The sequence below is a fragment of the Kitasatospora sp. NPDC059646 genome, assembly GCF_042734615.1.
Lineage (GTDB): Bacteria > Actinomycetota > Actinomycetes > Streptomycetales > Streptomycetaceae > Kitasatospora.
The window spans coordinates 17,923-36,865 of the sequence record NZ_JBHWDS010000041.1 but is presented as its reverse complement, the minus strand read 5'-3'; the positions used below and the strand labels follow the sequence as shown (position 1 = coordinate 36,865).

Annotated in this window: 21 protein-coding genes and 1 tRNA gene; 19 read left to right on the top strand and 3 right to left on the bottom strand. The window is 72.4% G+C overall.

Annotated features, from left to right (window positions below; translation table 11 throughout):
• Positions 1–23: 23 nt before the first annotated feature.
• The 17 genes from ACFV1L_RS25650 (at position 24) to ACFV1L_RS25570 (ending at position 13,880) form a co-directional block, all read left to right on the top strand.
• Positions 24–1,508, top strand: a complete 1,485-nt coding sequence (locus ACFV1L_RS25650; protein WP_380369753.1) for a DUF2637 domain-containing protein — start codon at positions 24–26, stop codon at positions 1,506–1,508.
• A 15-nt stretch (positions 1,509–1,523) separates the two neighbouring features.
• Complete coding sequence (locus ACFV1L_RS25645; protein WP_380369750.1) at positions 1,524–1,661, top strand: hypothetical protein; 138 nt, start codon at positions 1,524–1,526, stop codon at positions 1,659–1,661.
• 2 nt (positions 1,662–1,663) lie between these two features.
• Entirely contained in the window at positions 1,664–2,074 is a 411-nt protein-coding gene (locus ACFV1L_RS25640; protein ID WP_380369747.1) for an ATPase, read from the top strand.
• 10 nt (positions 2,075–2,084) lie between these two features.
• A complete protein-coding gene (locus ACFV1L_RS25635; protein WP_380369745.1) occupies positions 2,085–2,279 on the top strand; it encodes a hypothetical protein in 195 nt (64 codons plus the stop codon).
• 11 nt (positions 2,280–2,290) lie between these two features.
• Positions 2,291–2,830 carry a hypothetical protein gene (locus ACFV1L_RS25630; protein ID WP_380369742.1) on the top strand — a complete coding sequence of 180 codons (540 nt, stop codon included), beginning with the start codon at positions 2,291–2,293 and terminating at the stop codon, positions 2,828–2,830.
• Positions 2,831–2,847: 17 nt separating this feature from the next.
• Positions 2,848–3,444, top strand: a complete 597-nt coding sequence (gene traA / locus ACFV1L_RS25625; protein WP_380369739.1) for a plasmid transfer protein TraA — start codon at positions 2,848–2,850, stop codon at positions 3,442–3,444.
• Between the two features lie 126 nt (positions 3,445–3,570).
• The gene (gene traB, locus ACFV1L_RS25620) at positions 3,571–5,619 is read left to right on the top strand and encodes a plasmid transfer protein TraB (RefSeq protein ID WP_380369737.1); all 2,049 of its coding nucleotides are present in this window, start codon (positions 3,571–3,573) and stop codon (positions 5,617–5,619) included.
• Positions 5,620–5,796: 177 nt separating this feature from the next.
• Positions 5,797–5,988 carry a hypothetical protein gene (locus tag ACFV1L_RS25615; protein ID WP_380369735.1) on the top strand — a complete coding sequence of 64 codons (192 nt, stop codon included), beginning with the start codon at positions 5,797–5,799 and terminating at the stop codon, positions 5,986–5,988.
• A gap of 30 nt (positions 5,989–6,018) precedes the next feature.
• Positions 6,019–6,432, top strand: coding sequence for a hypothetical protein (locus ACFV1L_RS25610; protein WP_380369733.1), 414 nt, complete (start codon positions 6,019–6,021; stop codon positions 6,430–6,432).
• Between the two features lie 179 nt (positions 6,433–6,611).
• Positions 6,612–7,202 (top strand): hypothetical protein, encoded by a 591-nt coding sequence (locus tag ACFV1L_RS25605; RefSeq protein WP_380369730.1) that lies wholly within the window; start codon positions 6,612–6,614, stop codon positions 7,200–7,202.
• Complete coding sequence (locus tag ACFV1L_RS25600; RefSeq protein ID WP_380369729.1) at positions 7,199–8,296, top strand: DNA cytosine methyltransferase; 1,098 nt, start codon at positions 7,199–7,201, stop codon at positions 8,294–8,296. The genes ACFV1L_RS25605 and ACFV1L_RS25600 overlap by 4 nt, the downstream gene beginning before the upstream one ends.
• Positions 8,293–8,649, top strand: a complete 357-nt coding sequence (locus tag ACFV1L_RS25595; protein WP_380369726.1) for a hypothetical protein — start codon at positions 8,293–8,295, stop codon at positions 8,647–8,649. The genes ACFV1L_RS25600 and ACFV1L_RS25595 overlap by 4 nt, the downstream gene beginning before the upstream one ends.
• A 52-nt stretch (positions 8,650–8,701) precedes the next feature.
• On the top strand, positions 8,702–9,646 hold the full coding sequence (locus ACFV1L_RS25590; protein WP_380369846.1) for a bifunctional DNA primase/polymerase: 945 nt from the start codon (positions 8,702–8,704) through the stop codon (positions 9,644–9,646).
• Positions 9,643–10,491, top strand: coding sequence for a DUF3631 domain-containing protein (locus ACFV1L_RS25585; RefSeq protein ID WP_380369725.1), 849 nt, complete (start codon positions 9,643–9,645; stop codon positions 10,489–10,491). The genes ACFV1L_RS25590 and ACFV1L_RS25585 overlap by 4 nt, the downstream gene beginning before the upstream one ends.
• Positions 10,492–10,531: 40 nt before the next feature.
• Positions 10,532–11,785, top strand: a complete 1,254-nt coding sequence (locus ACFV1L_RS25580; RefSeq protein WP_380369722.1) for a DUF3631 domain-containing protein — start codon at positions 10,532–10,534, stop codon at positions 11,783–11,785.
• Between the two features lie 170 nt (positions 11,786–11,955).
• A complete protein-coding gene (locus tag ACFV1L_RS25575) occupies positions 11,956–12,294 on the top strand; it encodes a helix-turn-helix domain-containing protein (RefSeq protein WP_380369720.1) in 339 nt (112 codons plus the stop codon).
• 62 nt (positions 12,295–12,356) lie between these two features.
• Positions 12,357–13,880 carry a tyrosine-type recombinase/integrase gene (locus ACFV1L_RS25570; protein ID WP_380369719.1) on the top strand — a complete coding sequence of 508 codons (1,524 nt, stop codon included), beginning with the start codon at positions 12,357–12,359 and terminating at the stop codon, positions 13,878–13,880.
• A gap of 116 nt (positions 13,881–13,996) precedes the next feature.
• On the opposite strand, the gene ACFV1L_RS25565 is transcribed toward ACFV1L_RS25570, so the two are convergent.
• Together ACFV1L_RS25565 and ACFV1L_RS25560 are read right to left on the bottom strand one after the other, a co-directional pair.
• Positions 13,997–14,070 (bottom strand) — tRNA-Pro (locus tag ACFV1L_RS25565).
• A gap of 88 nt (positions 14,071–14,158) precedes the next feature.
• Complete coding sequence (locus tag ACFV1L_RS25560) at positions 14,159–15,103, bottom strand: metallophosphoesterase (protein WP_380369717.1); 945 nt, start codon at positions 15,101–15,103, stop codon at positions 14,159–14,161.
• Positions 15,104–15,234: 131 nt separating this feature from the next.
• On the opposite strand from ACFV1L_RS25560, the gene ACFV1L_RS25555 reads away from it, so the two are divergent.
• Entirely contained in the window at positions 15,235–15,690 is a 456-nt protein-coding gene (locus tag ACFV1L_RS25555; protein ID WP_380369715.1) for a GatB/YqeY domain-containing protein, read from the top strand.
• Between the two features lie 171 nt (positions 15,691–15,861).
• Here ACFV1L_RS25555 and ACFV1L_RS25550 read toward each other — a convergent pair whose 3' ends face one another.
• Positions 15,862–18,093, bottom strand: coding sequence for a transglycosylase domain-containing protein (locus tag ACFV1L_RS25550; protein ID WP_380369712.1), 2,232 nt, complete (start codon positions 18,091–18,093; stop codon positions 15,862–15,864).
• 400 nt (positions 18,094–18,493) lie between these two features.
• Here ACFV1L_RS25550 and ACFV1L_RS25545 point away from each other — a divergent pair, with 400 nt between their 5' ends.
• Positions 18,494–18,817, top strand: a complete 324-nt coding sequence (locus ACFV1L_RS25545; protein ID WP_035864045.1) for a WhiB family transcriptional regulator — start codon at positions 18,494–18,496, stop codon at positions 18,815–18,817.
• The last annotated feature ends 126 nt before the right edge of the window (positions 18,818–18,943 follow it).

The following is an 18,943-nucleotide window of genomic DNA, read 5'->3' as shown; positions in this document are numbered from 1 at the left end:
GGTCGGCGGCTTCGGGCAGGCTCATGCTGGGTCTGACGATCCTTGCCGCGCTCGGCGGCGCGGCCCTCGCCGGGATCGGCTTCACCGGCTCCTACACCGCGCTGCGCGACCTCGGTTTCAGGCACGGCTTCGGGGACTTCAGCTACGCCTTCCCGGTCGGTGTGGACGCCGGCATCGTGGCGTTGCTGGCGATGGACCTGCACCTGATCCGCAAGGGCACGCCGTGGCCGATGCTCAGGCTGCTCGCCCACGGTTTCACCGCCGCCACGATCTACTTCAACGCCGCCTCGGCCGGGCCCCTGCTGGGGAATCCGACCGGCACGGCGATGCACGCGGTCATCCCGGTCATGTTCGTCGCCGTGGTCGAGGCCGGGCGCCGGCTGGTCGTTCGGATCACCCGGATCGAGGCCGGCCACCAGAGGGACGGCGTCCCGCTCCACCGCTGGATCCTCGCCCCGGGGCCGTCGTTCGCCATGTACCGGCGCATGCGCCTGTGGGGCATCGACTCCTACCGGCGGGCGATCGAGCTGGAGCGCGAGCGCACCGTCTACCGGGTGATGCTGGAGCGCGACCACGGCAAGAACCTGAAGGACGCGCCCGCCGACCTGCTGCTTCCGCTCACCATGAAGCGCTTCGGGCTGAGCGTGGAGGAGGCCCTCGCGCTGCCGCAGGAGGCCGACGAGGCCGCCCGTCTGCGGGCCGAGCGCACCGCCGCGTTCGAGGCCGAGGCCGCCGTGCGGGCGGAGGCCCGGGCCGCCGAGGTCGAGATCTCCAAGCTCCGCACCGCCGGCCGGATCGAGGCCGCCGGGTACGAGGTCGGTGCCGAGACCGCGACCGCGAAGGCGCACGCCCACGCCCGAAGCCTTGCCGCCGGCCGTGAAGCCGAAGCCGCCGAACGCCTCGACCAGGCGTCCGAGGAACTCGCCGCCGCGGCTGCGGAACAGGAGGCCGCCGACGCCCGTCTGCGCGCCGCCGAAACGGCCAGGCTCGCGGCTGAAACGGAGAAGGCCGCCGCCGAAGCACGCGAGCGCACCACCGAAACCGAGGCCCGCGCGGCATCCCACGAGAAGGCCAAGGCGGAGAACGAGGATGCCGCCCAGACCCTCCGTCTGCGTGCCGCCGAAACCGCCAAGCTCGCCACCGAAATCGAGGCCGACGCCGCCGAAGCAGCGCGTCGCACGGCCGAAGCCCAGCGCGACACCGCCGCCGCCAACCGCGACCGCGCCGACCATGAAGCCGCGGAGAGCACCGCCCGGCTGCGTGCCGCCGAAGCCCGTGAGCGCGCCGCCGAAATCGAACTTCGCGCCGTCGAAGCCGAGGACGCCGCGAAGCTCACCCCCGCCGCCCGCGGCGCCCGCCGCGTCGCCCGGATGATCCTCGCCGCCGGCGGCGACCCCGAGGCCGTCACCCTCCAGACCATCACCGAGGCCCTCGACGTCTCCCTCGCCACCGCCTCCCAGCGTCGCGCCGACGCTGTCGAACTCCTCCACCACGGCTACCGCCCCTGAACAGGAGAAACACGCATGAAGTGCCACTTCTGCAACATCGCCAAGCCGGACGTCGAGGTCGTCGCCGACCCGTACGCGGCGGACGTCAACGACGAGGTGTGGCTGATCCCGCTGTGCGGCGACTGCTACAGCGACCGCTGCGAGGAGATCTGATCATGGGCGCGTCCGCGATCAACGTCGTCTCGTTCGGCTACCTGCACGGCGACCCGCCGCCCGCGCACCTGGTGCTGAACCTGACCAAGCACTTCCGCGACCCGCACGTGTCACCCGCCCTGCGCTACATGGACGCCAACGACCTGCCGGTCCGTCAGGCCGTCCTGGCCACGCCCGGCGTCCGCGAGCTGATCTGCGCCGCGAGCCTGCTCGTGGACGCCTACGACGTCGGCCCCGTCGACGCGCCGCTGACCGTCGCCGTCGACGCGCCGCTGACCGTCGCCGTCGGCTGCGCGGGCGGCCGGCACCGCGCCGCCACCGTCGCCATGGCCCTCGCCGACCGGCTCGGCAAGACCGGCATCCCCGTCCACCTGGAGCACCGCGACCTGGCCAAGCCGGTCGTGGAGCGCTGAAGGAGCCCCCATGCCGTCCGCCCGCCCCACCGACCAGCTGTTCATCGACTACATGCACGCCTTCAAGGCCGCCGTCGAGCACATGGGCGACTGCCTCAACTGCGAGAACGACCTGCCGTGCGAGACGGGCACGTCCACCTGGACGCGCTTCGTCGAGCTCCAGCAGCAGTGGGAGTCCCGTTCCTCGACCGCCCAGACGACCTGAAAGGGGTCGGCGTGTCCAAGGTCCGCATGTCCAAGGCCCGCATTCCCTCCCAGCGCGGCGGCCCGGCCGCCCACGTCCTCGACCTCGGCGGCGGCAGCGCGCCGGTCGTCCTCGTGATGCCCCACCGCCGCTCGCTGGCCAGCCGGTTGGCGCTCGCCGCCGCCCGCGAGCTGTGGGAGCGCCGCTTCGCGTGGGCACCGCTGTGGGCGGGGGTCGGCCTCTTCGTTGCCGCCGCCGTGCTGTCGCTCGTGCTGCCCGGCGCGGCCCTCGCCCTCGCCCTGCCGGCGCTGCTGCTGCCCGCCGGATGGGCGCTCATCGGCCGCCGCCACCCGCGCTGGTCGGTGCGCCGCACCGCCCGTGACCAGTTCCCCTCGATCGCCGTCACCGCCGGCGTGCTGGCGTGGTCGGCCGCCGCGACCTGGTTCGGGCCCGGCCGCGTGCTGACCGTGCTGTGGGCGGTCGGCACCGCCGCCGCGCAGGCCGCCTGGTCCTACCGCCGCACCAAGACGCCAACCCCCGCCCCGGCCGCCGACCCGACCGCCCAGAACTGACCTAGGAGGAACCGCAGATGAGCACCCCCTACAGCAGCGGCAACCCGTTCCCGCCGCCGCGCCGCACCGGCGCCCAGCAGACCTCCAAGGCCCAGACCCGCCCCAGCACCGGCGGTGGTGGCGGTGGTGGGAAGAGCTACCACTTCCACTACAGCCCGAACACCGCCAACGGCGGCGGTGCCGGCCGCGGCAACGCCGGCGGCGGCGCGCAGGGCGGCGGGATCGGCCAGCCGTCCGGCGGCGGTCAGAGTGCGGGCGGGCGGGCGAACTACTCGCCGCTCGGCGACCCGGAGTTCTTCACCAACGCGGACGTTCGCGCCTACTGCGAGCGCGGCCGGTCCCTGCTGATGCAGCTCTCCTTCGAGCTGTCGATGGCCCACGAGATCCTGCGCGCCGTGCTGAAGGAGGTCCCCGACCCCGAGGGCCGGCCGTTCGGGTCGCAGGCCCGGGCCCGCCGCGTCGCCAAGCACCTGGGCAAGGCCGCCGACGACGCCAAGGACTGCGCCGCCGAGATGGCCCGCACCTACGCCGCGTTCCAGCGCGAGTACGACCCGGAGATCTCCCGCGTCGCCAAGCCGCGCCAGCCCCGCCGCAAGTTCGACTTCGGCGGCTGACCTTCCCGCCCCGGCCGGGGCGGGCGATGTGCCCGTCACCCGGCCGCGACCGGGTGACGTGTGCCCCGCGACCGCCCCGGCCCGGCCCAACTCCGCTCCCCGCCAAGCCTGTTCACGGAGGAAGCCGTGCCCCGCCACGCTGCCGCGCACCCCGAAGCCGCCGCCTCGACCCTGACACTGGACGCCAACCAGCACGCCGGCGGCCCCATCGACTACCTGTTCCACCGCGTCAAGCCCTACCTGCCGCCGTGGCTGCTCGGCGCCGGCGTCGGCATGCTGTCGTTCCCCGCCCACGCCATGTGGGGCAACTCCGCCGGCGGCGGCGTCGGACTGACCCTCGCCTCCGTCGGCCTGAGCGGCGTCACCTGGTGGGCGGGCAAGGCCACCAGCGCCCAGCGCCGCCTGCACTCCGCGATCACCGTCGTCCTCGGCTCGACGTGGTTCACCGCCGCCGCCCTCGCCGGACCGACGGCCGGCCCGCTGCCCAGCCTGTTCTTCCTCACCCTGCCGACCGTCGCCGTGTCCTGGAACGCCCGCCAGATCCTGCGGATCAACCCCGAGGGCACCGCCAACAGCGCTGACAAGGGGCTGCTGGAGAAGGTCGGCCTCGCCAAGACCATGGTCACCTCCGCCACCGTCCAGCCCAACAAGGCCAGCTTCGAACTCCAGCTCCCGGGCGGGGAGTTGACGCCGGACGACGTGTCGAAGGCCCTGCCGCGCCTGGCGGGCGCGCTCAAGGTCGCCAAGAACGCCGTGCGGATGACGCCGGACGCCGACGACTCCTCCCGCGCCACCCTCACCGTCGTCCCCAACGACCTCCTCAAGGCCGGAGCCCGCTACCCCGGCCCCTCGCACCCGGGCGGGTCGATCGCCGACCCGATCCACCTCGGCATCTACGAGGACGGCGCGCACCTCGCCGCGTTCTTCCCCGGCGACCCGGCCGCGCACCGCAACGCCATGCACCTGCTGGTCATGGGAATGACCGGCTCCGGCAAGTCCGAGGGCGGCATCACCATCCTGACCGAGGCCATCACCCGGCGCGACGTCATCGTGTGGGCGTCGGATCCGGCCAAGGCCGAGCAGACCCTCGGCCCGCTGCTGCCCGCCCTCGACTGGGCAGCCCTCACCATGGACGACACCAAGGCGATGATCACCGCCCTGCGCGCCGCCATCCCCGCCCGCACCTCCTGGCTGGCCAAGTACGGCTACAAGCAGTGGGAACCCGCCTGCGCCGAGACCCAGGCCGACGGCTCCCCGGGCATGCCCTACCTGCTCGCCTGGTTCGAGGAGGCCGCCAAGACCATCCGCGAGACCGATGACGACGTCTTCACCGGCATCGCCCAGGAAGCCCGCTCCGCCGGCATGTCCCTGGTCATCTCCCTCCAGCGCGCGTCCGGCTCGCAGATCTCCACCGACACCCGCGCCAGCCTCGGCAGCTCGCTGGTCTTCGGCCTGCGCGACGAGCGCGACGCCGGATTCGCGCTTCCCGAGGACGCCCTCGACGCCGGCGCGGCGCCGCACGCGTGGAAGGACAAGAAGCCCGGCTACTGCTACCTCGCCGCCAACGGCATCCCCGAGACGTTCTGGGCCACCCCCGCCCGCGCCTACCTCACCCCGGTCGGCGACACCGAGTGGGCCGTCGCCGCGTTCGCCGGCGTCCGCGCCCAGTGCGACTCCGTCACTGCCAAGGCCGCCGCGAACGCCGTCGGCCCGGCCTTCACCGGCCGCACCCGCTACCCGCTGCCCGCCCTCGACGCCGACCCGGACGAGACGGGCGTCTACGACCAGGAGGCCGACATGCACGGCGACTTCGACTACGACCTCAACCCCGACAGCGAGACGGCCGAGGACGACGGCGACGGCTGGATCGACCCCGAAGCCGAACTCCCGGACGTCGAAGACGTGGTGGAGATCGCCCCGCCCCGGATCCCGCCGCGCACCCGGGTCGGCAAGAACGAGGCCCAGCGCATCATGATCGAACTCCTCGACGCGTTCGAGGACGAGGGCCGCACCGTCGTCGGCCCCGCGGACTTCATGGAGTACTGCGACCGGTTCAACCGCTCCCGCTCCTGGGTGTCCGGAGAGGTCGCTGCGATGGTCGCCGACGGCCGCCTGCGCGAGACCGACGAGACCGGCCGCTACGAGATCGTCCCCCTCCAGGCGATCGCCGCCTGACGGCATCTGACGCGTCAGACGCGTCAGACACCTCTGACGCCAGAAGGCCCTTTTCCCCAGGTGACGCGTGCGCGCGAGGGGTGTCAGACGCGTCTGACACCCCTCCTGACGCTTCTGGCACCCCACCACCTGACACCTCTGACACCCCCTCCCGCTCCCGCCCGAAAGGCACCTTCGTTGGTCTTCACCGCCTCCTCCGCGCTCGTCCTCGGCGCGATCACCGTCATCCTCATCCGCGCCCAGCGCGTCTCCACCGGCTCCGCCGTCCTCGTGTGGCTGTCCGGCTTCACCGCCGCCTCCACCGGCCTCGCCGGCCCCGTCAACAGCGCCCTGACCGCCCTCGCCCACGCCCTCGCAGCTATCCACTGAACCCCCGCCCCGCCGACCGAGGAGAGCACCGTGAACCACACCCCCTACGCGCAGCCCGCCGCCCCCGTGCTCCACACCCCGGACGGCACCCCCTACTACGCCGCCCCGCCGCAGACTGCCCCCCTCGCCCTCTACCAGCCCGTCACCCACCACCCGGTCCCCCTCCCCCAGCACCCGGCCGCCGCCTACCTCCCGGCCCAGTCCGAGGCCGCCGGCCGTGACCCGTGGCCCGCCCGCCTCCTCGCCGGCGGGATCGGCGTCGGCGCCGGCGGCCTCGGCCTGGGCTTCCTCCTCCAGACCCTCGCCGCCGCCACCACCGGCCTCGGCTTCCTCCTCGGCATCCTCGCCGTCGTCTGGCTCCTCAAGAACGGCGGAACCGGTGCCGGCGGCGGACGTGGCGGAGCCGTGAACGTCCACGTCAACGTGTCGAACCGCAACCGCTGAACCGGCCTGTGCCGACCGCCGTTCCGCCCAACACCCGCCTTCTAAGCGGTTGGTGGGCGGTGCGGGGGACGGACAGTCCGCCCCCGGAACCACAAAACCCCGCAACAGCCGCCAGGTCTTGGCAGAGCGACGGCTGTTGCGGGGCCCACGGTTTCGTACGAGACGAACCAGGACACAGCATGCCCGACTTCACACGCTCCACGCTCGTCATCGCCGACGACGTCGCCGACCGGCGCGATGCCTCCGACGACCACTCCCGCTTCGGCTCCTACCTCGCCCTCAACGCCCACCGGCTCCACGACGACGGCCGGCCGCTCAGCGCCCGGGACTTCGCGTTCGCGGTCTGGCGCATCGCCACCGCCCCGGTCATGTCCCCCGGCTACGTCCGCTTCCGCCCCGACCTGCACGCCGTCACCCTCGTGCCGCACCGCGAGGATCTGGACCAGGTCGCGGTCCGCATCGACGTCCCGCTGCGGCACCACCAGCTCGCCGCCCAGCCCGACCACCGCCTCGCGGACTGGCAGCGCAATGTGTGGGCCACTGCCGACGGCTTCGCCGCCCTCGCCGAACCCCGCCCCACCGGCCGGCCCGCCCTGCTCGCCAAAGCCACTCTCCTGCTCCCCGTCCCTGACTACATCCTCGGCACCCCCACCGCCGCCGAGCCCGGCCGGATGATGACCCGGCAGGCCAAGCTCGCCGTCGCCGCGCTCGCGCGCTGGACCAACGGCCACGCTCACCTCGTCAACGACCTCACCGGAGCCGACTCGTGAGCGCCGCTCAGGGGCCGAGGATCGGGTCGGTGTGCACCGGCTACGGCGGTCTCGACATGGCCGTCCAGGCGGTGTTGGGCGGGGAGTTGGCGTGGGTGGCGGACATCGACCTGGGCGCGTCCGCGATCCTCGCCCACCGCTGCCCCGGCGTGCCGAACCTCGGCGACATCACCGCCGTCTCCTGGGCCGACGTCGCCCCGGTCGATGTGCTGACGGCCGGGTTCCCGTGCCAGGACGTGTCCTCCGCCGGCCTGCGCGCGGGCCTGGCGGAGGGCACCCGGTCCGGCCTGTGGCGCGAAGTCGCCCGCGCTGTCCGCGAACTGAATCCCTCTCTGGTGGTGATCGAGAATGTCCAAGGACTTCGCTCCGCCCGTGCCGACGGCGACGTGGAACCCTGCCCGTGGTGTCTGGGAGACGGGGACCGTGAACGTGCTGTGCGGGCACTCGGAACCGTTCTCGCGGACCTGGCCGGCCTCGGGTTCGATGCGGAATGGGTCAGTGTCCGAGCGTCCGACGTCGGCGCCGCCCACCAGCGCGAGCGTGTCTTCCTCCTCGCCTGGCCCGCACACCCCCAGGGCCTGCGACTTCGGGGACGGCTTGCCGAACGTCGTCTCGCTGCTGCCCACCCCCAGGGCCAGCGACACCGGAACTCCGGGACGCCGGGCGTCGGAGGGCTTCAGGCCGCCGCTGTCGGAGGTAGTGCTGCCGCTGCTGCCCACCCCGACCGTCGCGGACGGGGAACGGACGAGTCCGGCCTTCGGCCGGGGCATCCCGACCCTGGCCGGAGCGATCGCGCCGCTGGCGTCTGGGGCCCCTACGCCGACGCGATCCGCCGGTGGGAAGCGGCGACGGGGCGGCCCGCTCCCGGGCCAGTTGACGCTGCCGGACGCCTGAGCCCCGCCTTCGTGGAATGGCTCATGGGCCTGCCGGCCGGGCACGTCACCGCCGTCCCCGCCCTGACCCGCACCGCACAGCTCAAGGCCCTCGGCAACGGCGTCCTGCCCGCCCAGGCCGAACACGCCCTGCGCCTGCTCCTCGACCGCGCCACCGCCGACACCATCCCCGACAACCAGGTCGACAGGGCGGCGGCATGAGCACCCGAATCCCCCCGCTGGTCGGCGCGGACCTGTGGCAGGCCGTCGTCCGGGCCGCCGCCGGCCGGTGCCAGTGCCGCGGGGCCTGCGGGAAGTCGCACGCCAAGGACGGCGGCCGCTGCGGGCGCGAGCACGGCGGCTACCAGCAGCACCACGGCGGCGGCACCGTCCGCCTCCTGGCCGCCCCCGCCGACCCGGCCAGCCTGCTGCTGCCCCCGCACCGCATCGCCGCCCTGCCCAAGCAGGCCCTCGCCGCCTGGTGCCCCGCCTGCCACGACGCCGGCCTCGCCGCCGCCCGCAAGACCGCACGGGCCGCCGCCCCGGCCGAGCCGGACACCCTCTTCGACCTCTGACCCGCCGCCCGTCCGCCCCGTGCCGAGGGGCGGACGGACGGCCCGGAAGGGAATCCCTTTGACCGCACGACCCGACCTGCTCGCCGCCGCCCTGGACGCCGCCCAGCGAGGCTGGCCGGTCTTCCCCCTGCGCCCCGGCGACAAGCGCCCCGCCCTCCACCACACCAGCCGCTGCCCCCGCACCGGCCCCTGCACCGACGGCCACGCCGGATGGGAGCAGCGGGCCACCACCGATCCGGACGCGGTCCGGCGGGCGTGGGGGCACGGCCCGTACAACATCGGGCTGGCAACCGGCCCCGCCCGGCTGCTCGTGATCGACCTGGACGTGCCCAAGCACCCGGGCGACACTGCGCCCGAGCGGTGGGCCGAGCAGGGCGTCACTGACGGCGCGGACGTGCTCGCCGCGCTGTGCGAGCAGCACCAGCAGCCCTACCCCACCGGCACGTTCACGGTGCGGACGGCCTCCGGCGGGACCCACCTGTACTTCACCGCCCCCGCCGGAACGGTCCTGCGCAACACCAGCGGCGAGCACGGTAGCGGGCTCGGATGGAAGATCGACACCCGCGCCGCCGGCGGCTACGTCGTCGCCCCCGGCTCCGCCATCGGCGGGCGGGCCTACACCGTCGAGCACGACGCCGCCCCGGCGCCGCTGCCCCCGTGGATCGCCCGGCTCCTCGCACCCGCCCGCATGGCGGCCGTCCGACCCGCCGTCACCATCCGCGCCCGCAACGGCTCCGCGTACGCGGCGGCGGCCTTGCGCAACGAGACCGCCAACGTCGCCGGCGCGGCCGAAGGCACCCGGAACTGGACGCTCACCCGCGCCGCGCGTGCCCTGGGCCGCCTCGTCGCCGACGGCCGCCTCACCCGGACCGAGGTCGAAGACGCTCTTAAGGGAGCGGGAGAGGCATGCGGCCTGCCCGCCCGTGACGCCGCCGCCACCATCACCAGCGCCCTCGGCTGGTCCATCGCCAACAACCCGCGAGGAGAAGCCGCATGACCAGCCTCCCCGGCTCCCCCCTTAAGAGCCACCCCCAGCACCACCGGCCCGCGCCCGAGGATGGCGCCGCCCTCCTCGACGCCGTCGAAGCCCACCACCGCCGCTTCATCGCCTTCCCCGATGACGCCGCGGCCGTGGCCGTGACCCTCTGGGTCGCCCACACCCACCTGCTCGACGCGTTCGAGTCCACGCCGCGTCTGGCGTTCCTCTCGGAGCCCGGATCCGGCAAGACCCGCGCGCTCGCGGTCACCGGGGACCTCGCACCCCGCGCACACGCCGCGTCCGGCGGCAGTTCCGCGACCCTGGTCCGCGCGGTCTCCGGCCCGGGGGTCCGCCCCACGGTGCTGCTCGACGACATCAACAACCTCGCGCGCTCCAGGACCACCGCGAGCGAGGAACTGCGCGGGCTCATCAACGCCGGCCACCGCCGCACCGGCACGGTCCTGCGCTGCACCGGCCGCGACCACACCCAGGAAGTCCAGGCTCTCCCCGTCTACTTCGCGCTGGCCATCGCCAGCACCAACGACCTGCCCAACGCCGTCATGAGCCGCTCCGTCGTCATCAGGATGCGCCGCGCGTCAGGTGCCTCCGTCGCCGACTACAACCCCCGCCGCGCCGACGGCCACGCGCTGCGCGACCGCCTCGCCACCTGGGCCGACTCCGTCCGTGACGAGCTGGACGTCTGGCCCGAGCTGCCCGACGGCATCAACGACCGCCCCGCCGACGTGTGGGAGCCCCTTCTTGCCGTCGCCGACGCCGCCGGCGGGCACTGGCCCGAGCGCGCCCGCGCCGCCTGCGTACAGCTCACCACCGCCTCCAACGCGCCCACCGGCCAGGCTGGTTAGACCTCGACGGCCCGCCCGAGAGAACCAGGAGCACCCCCGAATGACCGAACACGCCCCGCCGCGCACTACCCCTGAGGCCGAGGACGGCGCGGCCCTCCTCGACGCCGTCGAAGCCCACCACCGCCGCTTCAACGTCTTCCCCAGCGAGGCCGCCTACGTCGCCGTCGTCCTGTGGGACGCCCACACCCACCTCCTCGACTGCTTCGAGTCCACCCCCCGCATCGCCTTCCTGAGCCCCGAGCCCGGATCCGGCAAGACCCGCGCCCTGGAGATCATCGAGACTCTCACCCCGCGCCCGATCCTCACCACGGACGTCTCGCCGGCCGCGCTGTTCCGCTCCGTCTGCGACCCCGAGGCCCGACCCACCGTCCTGTTCGACGAGATCGACACCACCTTCGGGCCCAAGGCCGCCGGCAATGAGGACCTGCGCGGCCTCATCAACTCCGGCCACCGTCGATCCGGCGTCGTCCTGCGCTGCGTCGGCGACGGCAACACCCAGACCGTCCAGCCCTTCCCCGTCTACGCCGCCCTCGCCATGGGCGGACTCGGCGACCTCCCCGACACCATCATGAGCCGCTCCGTCATCATCCGGATGCGCCGCCGCGCCCCCAACGAGAAGACCGAGCCGTTCCGCGAGCGCATCCACGCAGCCCAGGGCCACGCCCTGCGCAAGCGCCTCGCCGCCTGGGCCGACACCGTCCGCGACTCGCTCAACGACGTCTGGCCCGAACTCCCCGACGGCATCAGCGACCGCCCCGCCGACGTGTGGGAACCCCTCCTCGCCGTCGCCGACGCCGCCGGCGGGCGCTGGCCCGAGCGCGCCCGCGCCGCCTGCGTCCAGCTCGTCAACGCCGCCAAGGCAAACGACAAGGGCAGCGTCGGGATCCGCCTCCTCACCGACCTGCGCGACCTGTTCAACGGGGCCGAGCGCATGCTCACCTCCGACCTGCTCAGCAAGCTCGCCGAGCTGGACGACGCCCCGTGGGCCGACCTCGACGGCAAGCCCATCACCGCCCGCGCCCTCGCCCGCATGCTCGGCGACTACGTCACCGCCGACAACGACCCCATCAAGCCCCGCAACATCAAGACCGGCCCGAAGTCCAGCGCCAAGGGCTACTACGCCGCCGACCTCGCCGACGCCTGGCTGCGCTACTGCCCGCCCCCGTCCCAGGAAGCCGCTACTGCCGCTACTGCCGCTACCGCGCAGGTCAGGGCCCTGTTTCCGGTAGCGGATACGACCGAGGTAGCGGATACGGATCCGCTACCCGCCACCCACAGCGCCACCGCACCCTGAACTACCCGGCCGCTCCCGGAACCCGCCCGGGAGCGGCGCCAATCCGCTACCGCTACCCAATCCGCTACCAAAAACATGCCCCTGACCAGGGAGGTAGCGGCAGTAGCGGCAGTAGCGGATCCCTGAGAAGGAGGGGCCCAAGCCTGGCCCCGCGAGACCCGGAGGGTTCCATGCGTCAGGAACGAGGCGCGCTGCCGACGCTCTTTCAGCCGGCCGACGTCGCCAAGGCTCTCGGGAAGTCCGAGTGGTGGGTGAAGGAACAGGCCCGGCGCGGTCGCATCCCCTTCACGAAGCCGGGACGGGCCTACCGTTTCACGGCCGAACAGGTCACCGAGATCGTCCGGCTCTACGAGGAGCGGCCGGCCATCGCGGCCGTACCGAAGCCGCGCGCCGCCGGCGTCCGCGAGCCCGAGAAGCAGGACCGCAGCCGGCGGTCCGGCCGACCGACGGCACGGCTCCGGTCCCGGATCCCGCGCCGGGCCGCACACCAGCAGCAGGAAGCTGCCTGATCACGCGTCACCGCCCCGTCCGGCCGTGGAGTCGGACGGGGCTCGTTCTCCGAAGGACCACATTGGGATACGGCGAAAACCGGGGCGACTACTGGCGCGCCCGGTACAAGATCGCGCCCGGGAAGTACGGGACCGTGCTCGACGCCCACGGCAAGGCAGTTCGCTACAAGACCAAGCGTGCCGCCGAGAAGGCCGCCGGAATCGCCGAGGACGAAGCCGCCAAGGCTGCGGCTCAGCCGCCCGCCGCTCCGGAGCCGGAGCAGATGAGCTTCGGCGAGTACGCGAGCGCCTGGTACGAGGAGCAGGACTTGGCGGCCTCGACCATGCAGAACTACCGCCGCCACATCGAGGAACACTTGCTCCCCGAGTTCGAGGACGCCCTGATCAGCGAGATCACCAAGGGCGCGATCGACGCCTGGGAGCGCAAGGAGCGCGAACGCGGCTACGCGGCGAGCAGCATCAAGACCTGGCGCGGCACCCTGCACCTGATCCTCGCCGACGCCGTGGACGACGGGCTGCGCGACTCCAACCCGGCCACCCGCCGGCGCGGTCGGGGCAAGCGGGCCGGACGCTCCCGGAACCGCGGCCCCGAGAAGGTGGTGACGAACGCGCTCGGCGTCCTGCTGATCGCCGAGCGGGCGGCGCTGCTGTCCGGCCGGGACGACGAGTTCGTCGCCGTCGTCCTCAAGGGCTTCACCGGCATGCGGTGGGGCGAGATCGTCGGCCTGGAGAGCGCGTTCGTCCGCCCGGCAAGCGTCCGGGTGGAGTGGCAGCTCTATGAACTGGACACGGGAGAACTGCACCGCTGCCCGCCCAAGGACGACTCCTACCGGACGATCGACTCGCCCGAGTTCTTGTCGGCCCTGCTGGCGGGGCAGGCGGCGCGGGCCAAGCGGACGCCGTGCGAGTGCCACGGCCTGAACTACCTGTTCAGCGGGCACGGCGCCGCGAACGGCGCGGCCCAGCGGCCCGGGGCGAAGCTGTCCGACGTCGCCCGCGCGGCCGGCGTCTCGACCGGCACCGTGTCCAACGTGCTCAACCGCCCGGAGATGGTGGCCGAGTCCACCCGCGTGCGGGTGGAGAAGGCGATGGCCGACCTCGGCTACGTCCGCTGGCAGACGAGCGGCGAGAGCGCGGCGCACTGGCGGCGAAACGGGTTCGCCACGTGGCTGTTCCACCCGGCGGCCACCGGCTGGTATCCGAAGAAGGCCCCGGAGGAGGCGCGTCCGGTGCCGGTGCTGGCCGAACCCTGGCCCGGCGTCCCCGCCCGGGGCAGGGGAGCCGCGGGACGCGCTCAGGCGTGCTGGCTGCCGATCGCGCGCGGCCTCACGCCCCACGGGCTGCGGCACTCGCACAAGACGATGATGGACGAGCTGCGGACACCCGCGAAGCTCAAGGACGAGCGGATGGGGCACGAGGACGGGTCGGTCCAGGCCCGCTACTCGCACATCACGCCGGAGATGCGCCGGGACCTGATGGACGGCCTGACTCAGATGTGGATCGCCGCCCTCGACACCCGCCGGCGGATGGCACCGGGCTCGCCCGTGGCCGTCCTCGACGCACTGCTGAGGGAGCCTCAGGAGTAGGGCGGGGGCGACGGTTCTCCGGCAGATTTCTCCCAGGATTCTCCCGAGAGGGCTGGGAGAGACAAGCAGGGCCGGTGTTCCCTGAGGAACACCGGCCCTGACCTGCACTTACGAAGTCGGGGTAGCGGGATTTGAACCCACGGCCTCTTCGTCCCGAACGAAGCGCGCTACCAAGCTGCGCTATACCCCGGTCCTGCTTTGTTGCCTTCCGTGTCCGGCGCAACGAGTAGAACTCTACAGGAGGTGGGGCCAGAGACGAAATCCGGTTTAGGGGCTGGTCAGCGAGGGGCGGGGGTGAGGGTGAGGAGGGTGGCTTCGGGAGGGCAGGCGAAGCGGACGGGGGTGTAGCGGTTGGTGCCGCAGCCGGCGGAGACGTGGAGGTGGGAGCGGCGGCCGGCGGCGGTGTGGGTGGAGAGGCCCTTGACCCGGTCGGTGTCGAGGTCGCAGTTGGTGACCAGGGCGCCGTAGAAGGGGATGCAGAGCTGGCCGCCGTGGGTGTGGCCGGCGAGGATCAGGGGGTAGCCGTCGGCGGTGAAGGCGTCGAGGACGCGCAGGTAGGGGGCGTGGACGACGGCGAGGGAGAGGTCGGCGTCGGGGGAGGGGCCGCCGGCCACCGCGCTGTAGTCGTCGCGGCGGATGTGCGGGTCGTCGAGGCCGGTGAACTCGATGTCGAGGCCGGCGACGGAGAGGTGGCCGCGGGTGTTGGTGAGGTCGAGCCAGCCGGCCGCGTCGAAGCCGTCGCGGAGTTTCTGCCACGGGTTGTGGACGGCGCCGGTGATGCCGCGCCGGCCGGTGCCGTCCGGGTTGTTGAGGCCGTGGACGCCGCTGCGGAGGGCCTTGAGGTAGCGGGTGGGCGATTTGCGGGCGGGCCCGTAGTAGTCGTTGGAGCCGAAGACGTAGACGCCGGGGAAGTCCATCAGCGGGCCGAGCGCGTCCAGCGTGGCGGGCACGCCGAGCGGGTCGGAGAGGTTGTCGCCGGTGTTGACGACCAGGTCGGGCCGGAGCCCGGCGAGGCTCTGCAGCCAGCGCTGCTTCTTGGCCTGTCCGGTGACCATGTGGATGTCGGACACCTGGAGGATCCGGATCGGCCGCGCGCCGGCGGGCAGGACCGGGACCTCGACGCGGCGCAGCCGGAACGAGCGGACCTCGTACCCGGCGGCGTAGACGAGACAGGCGGCGCCGGTGGCGGCGACACCGAGCGGGACGGAGTACAGCGGTCGCATCGGTCCATGGTCGCAGACCGTTCGAAAAGCCGGGCAAGCGCCCGGGGGTCGACGGAGGATGACGGGCCGTCAGCACGAACCGGCAGGTAAAGGGGCGGCGTCGGGCCGGGACAGGTGTCAGAATCGGCGGCATGACGACGCTCAAGGAGCAGCTGCACGAGGACCTGACGGCTGCCATCAAGGCACGGGACGAGCTGCGCTCGTCCACTCTCCGGCTGACGCTGGCCTCGGTGACGGGTGCGGAGGTGGCGGGCAAGCAGAAGCGCGAGCTGTCCGACGCCGAGGTGCTGCAGGTGATCGGCAAGGAGGCGAAGAAGCGGCGGGAGGCCGCGGACGCGTTCGAGGGCGCCGGTCGTACCGAGCAGGCGGCGCGCGAGCGGGCCGAGGGCGAGGTGCTGGAGGCCTACCTGCCGAAGCAGCTCACGGACGAGGAGCTGGCCGGGATCGTGGCCGCCGCGGTGGCGGAGTCCGGGGCGAGCGGCCCGCAGGGCATGGGCGCCGTGATGAAGCTGGTGCGTCCGCAGGTCGAGGGCAAGGCGGAGGGCGGCCGGGTGGCCGCGGCGGTGAAGGCCGCCCTGGCCGGCTGAGCAAGCCTGCGGAAGGGCCGCGACCGCGGCCGGTGACCGACGAAGCCGCCCGTCCCCGGAGGGGAACTCCGGACCGGTGGCGAACCGACGAAGCCGCCCGCCCGGAGGAGATCTCCGGGCGGGCGGCTTCTTTTCTGTCTGGACGGGAGCGACCGGGGTCGGGCAGCGGGCCTAGCGGTGGCCGGGCTTGCCGGAGTTGCCGCCGCCGGGGTTGGGCGGCGGCCAGGAGATGCCGCCGTTGGTGAGGCCGCCGGCGGGCCAGCCGTTGGTGCCGCCCTGGGCGTTGTCGCCGGACGGGGTGCTCGGGTCGGTGGCCGGCGGGGTGGTGGGCTGCTGCTGGGCCGGGATGTCGACGGTCTGGAAGCGGGTCACCGGGGTGCCGTCCAGGGCGTCGTTCATGGCCATCTGCCAGATCGGGCCGGGGCCGTCGGCGCCGTAGACGGAGGGGAAGTACTTGCCGCCGATGGTGATGTTCTTCATCGAGACGTTGCCGCCGACGCCGCCGAGCCAGACCGAGGTGGCGAGTTCGGGGGTGTAGCCGGTGAACCAGGCCGCGTACCGCTCGTCGGTGGTACCGGTCTTGCCGGCGATCGGGCGGCCGTCGTCGAGGCCGAGGGAGGAACCGGTGCCCTTCTCGGTCACGCCGAGCAGCAGGGTGTTGACGCCGTCCGCGGTGGACTGGGACATCGCCTGGTTGCAGTTGGCCTTCGGCACGTCGAGCTTCTTGCCGTCGGTGCCGATCACGGAGGTCAGCGCGACCGGGGAGCAGTACACGCCGCGCGCGGCGAAGGAGGCGTAGACCGAGGCCATCTGCAGCGGGCTGACCTCCTGGGTGCCGAGCACCATGGAGGGGACCTCCTGCAGCGCCTTGCCGTTGGCCAGGGTGCCGACGCCGAGCTTGTCGGCCATCTGCTTCATCGGGCAGAGGCCGGTCTGCTGCTCCAGCTGCACGAAGTAGGTGTTGACCGACTTCTGCATGGCGATCTGCATGCTGTACGGGCCGACTTCCTGGGCCGACTCGTTCTGCACGGTGGGCTTGCCGGCGTCCTTCCACATGCCCTGGCAGGTGGAGACGCTGGGGTACTCCATCTTGGGCGGCGAGGAGAGCTCCTGGGTGATCGGCACCCCGTTCTCCAGGGCGGCCGCGGCCAGGATCGGCTTGAAGGTCGAGCCGGGGGAGAAGCCGTTGCCGCCGCCCATGGCGGAGCCGACGTTCAGGTTGAGGACGGTCTGCTTCTTGGACTCGTCCAGGCCGTACGGGCGGGTCTGGGCCATCGCGAGGATCTCGCCGGTGCCGGGCTTGACCATGGTGCCGGCGGCGGACACCTTGTCGGTCACGTGGACCTTCTTGGTGACCGCGTTGTACATGTCCTTCTGCTTGTCCGGGTCGATGGTGGTGTTGATCTTCAGACCACCCTGCGACCAGACCTTCTGCCGTTCGGCGGCGGTCTTCCCGAACACCGGGTCCTGCTTGATCACGTGGCGCACGTAGTCGCAGAAGAAGCCCATGCCGTTCTGCGCGGTGATGCAGCCGTTCTGCGGCTCGGAGTACTTGATGCCGAGCGGGGCGGCGAGCGCGGCCTTCGCCTCGTCCGGCGAGATGTGCTTGAACTCCAGCAGCTTGTTGATCACCGTGTTGCGGCGGGTCTGCGCCGCCTGCGGGTGGGTGATCGGGTCGTAGGCCGAGGGGTTCTGCACCAGGCCGGCCAGCATCGCGGCCTCGGGGATGGTGAGGTCCTTGGCGCTCTTGCTGAAGTAGCGGTTGGAGGCGGCCTCGATGCCGTACGCCTGGTGGCCGTAGAACGTGATGTTCAGGTAGTTGGTGAGGATCTGATCCTTGCTCAGGTCCTCCTCCAGCTTGATGGCGTACTTGAGCTCCTGGATCTTGCGACCCATGCTCTTCTTGGTGGCTTCCAGGAACGCCTGCTGGTCGTCGCCGGCCTGCTCGACGAAGACGTTCTTCACGTACTGCTGGGTGAGTGTCGAGGCGCCCTGGGCGGTGGTGCCGGACTCGGCGTTCTTGGTGGCCGCGCGCAGCACGCCCTTGAGGTCGACGGCGCCGTGCTCGTAGAAGCGGGCGTCCTCGATGTCGACCTGGGCGTGGCGCATCACCGGGGCCATCTGGTCGGCGGTGAGGATGGTGCGGTCGCGGTCGTACACCTTGGCGATCAGGCCGCCCTTGGCGTCGTAGATCATCGACGCCTGCGAGAGGGTCGGCGTCTTGAAGTCGTCCGGGATGTTGTCGAACGACTCGGCGGTGTCCTTGGCGGTCAGACCGAACGCGCCGACGGCCGGCAGGGCCATTCCGGCGACCAGGATGCCGGCGAGCACGGCGCTGCCCAGGAACTTGACGCCGAGCCCTGCCTTGTCCAGTGCGGAGCCCGTGGATCGCGTAGGTGCCATGGGGAGAACCCTACGTTGCGGAATCCCGTACAGGGGGGCAGGTGTTCGCCTACGCTTGTCACAGAACTGCGACAGCTTCGCTCCGTTCATCATCATCACTCTTGTGAGTGATGAGCTTTGTCCGATTCGCGGCAATCTGCACCGAATTCGGGACGCTGCACGGCGGGCGACTGTCGCGCACCGTGACGAAAACGCCCCAAACGACCCCGGCAAGCCCCGCGACCTGCAATCACTCCAACGAGTGAGCTGTCGGACACCCATAGTCCGATCGGGTCATTCGAGATTGGGCCGACAGGGGCTGTTGCGTTGTGTCGTTCTTCCGTAACGTCCTCAACTGGCAACGGTGAATATGCCGTTGCCGCCGTGGGGGAGCCCCGAATCGGGAGAGGACGGCGCCGGAATGGGCTGGGTGGACGACTGGAGCGCGCAGGCCGCGTGCCGCACGAGCGATCCGGATGAACTGTTCGTGCAGGGGGCGGCGCAGAACCGCGCCAAGGCGGTGTGCAGCGGGTGCCCCGTGCGCACCGAGTGCCTCGCGGACGCACTCGACAACCGTGTCGAGTTCGGCGTCTGGGGCGGAATGACGGAACGCGAGCGTCGCGCGCTGCTGCGCCGGCGCCCGACGGTGGGGTCCTGGCGCAGGCTGCTGGAGACCGCGCGCACCGAGTACGAGGAGTCGCTGGCCACCGGAGTGGTCCTGCGGGACTACGCGCAGGCGGGCTGATCCGTCCGGGCACCCGGCGCCCGGACGGCCGGTTCTCCGCGGGCGGGGCGACTGCCGTCGCCGGTGTCACGCGGGCCGGGCGATTGCCGTCGGGCGGGATGACGAACCGTCAGGCGGGTTGGTGCG

Bases quoted from the DNA above. Each gene is read 5' to 3' on its own strand.
- ACFV1L_RS25545 (WP_035864045.1), top strand. From the start codon at position 18,494: ATGGGCTGGGTGGACGACTGGAGCGCGCAGGCCGCGTGCCGCACGAGC.
- ACFV1L_RS25635 (WP_380369745.1), top strand. From the start codon at position 2,085: ATGCCGTCCGCCCGCCCCACCGACCAGCTGTTCATCGACTACATGCAC.
- ACFV1L_RS25605 (WP_380369730.1), top strand. From the start codon at position 6,612: ATGCCCGACTTCACACGCTCCACGCTCGTCATCGCCGACGACGTCGCC.
- ACFV1L_RS25645 (WP_380369750.1), top strand. From the start codon at position 1,524: ATGAAGTGCCACTTCTGCAACATCGCCAAGCCGGACGTCGAGGTCGTC.
- ACFV1L_RS25595 (WP_380369726.1), top strand. From the start codon at position 8,293: ATGAGCACCCGAATCCCCCCGCTGGTCGGCGCGGACCTGTGGCAGGCC.
- traA (WP_380369739.1), top strand. From the start codon at position 2,848: ATGAGCACCCCCTACAGCAGCGGCAACCCGTTCCCGCCGCCGCGCCGC.
- ACFV1L_RS25555 (WP_380369715.1), top strand. From the start codon at position 15,235: ATGACGACGCTCAAGGAGCAGCTGCACGAGGACCTGACGGCTGCCATC.
- ACFV1L_RS25575 (WP_380369720.1), top strand. From the start codon at position 11,956: ATGCGTCAGGAACGAGGCGCGCTGCCGACGCTCTTTCAGCCGGCCGAC.
- ACFV1L_RS25585 (WP_380369725.1), top strand. From the start codon at position 9,643: ATGACCAGCCTCCCCGGCTCCCCCCTTAAGAGCCACCCCCAGCACCAC.
- ACFV1L_RS25640 (WP_380369747.1), top strand. From the start codon at position 1,664: ATGGGCGCGTCCGCGATCAACGTCGTCTCGTTCGGCTACCTGCACGGC.
- ACFV1L_RS25650 (WP_380369753.1), top strand. From the start codon at position 24: ATGCTGGGTCTGACGATCCTTGCCGCGCTCGGCGGCGCGGCCCTCGCC.
- ACFV1L_RS25580 (WP_380369722.1), top strand. From the start codon at position 10,532: ATGACCGAACACGCCCCGCCGCGCACTACCCCTGAGGCCGAGGACGGC.
- ACFV1L_RS25550 (WP_380369712.1), bottom strand. From the start codon at position 18,093: ATGGCACCTACGCGATCCACGGGCTCCGCACTGGACAAGGCAGGGCTC.
- ACFV1L_RS25560 (WP_380369717.1), bottom strand. From the start codon at position 15,103: ATGCGACCGCTGTACTCCGTCCCGCTCGGTGTCGCCGCCACCGGCGCC.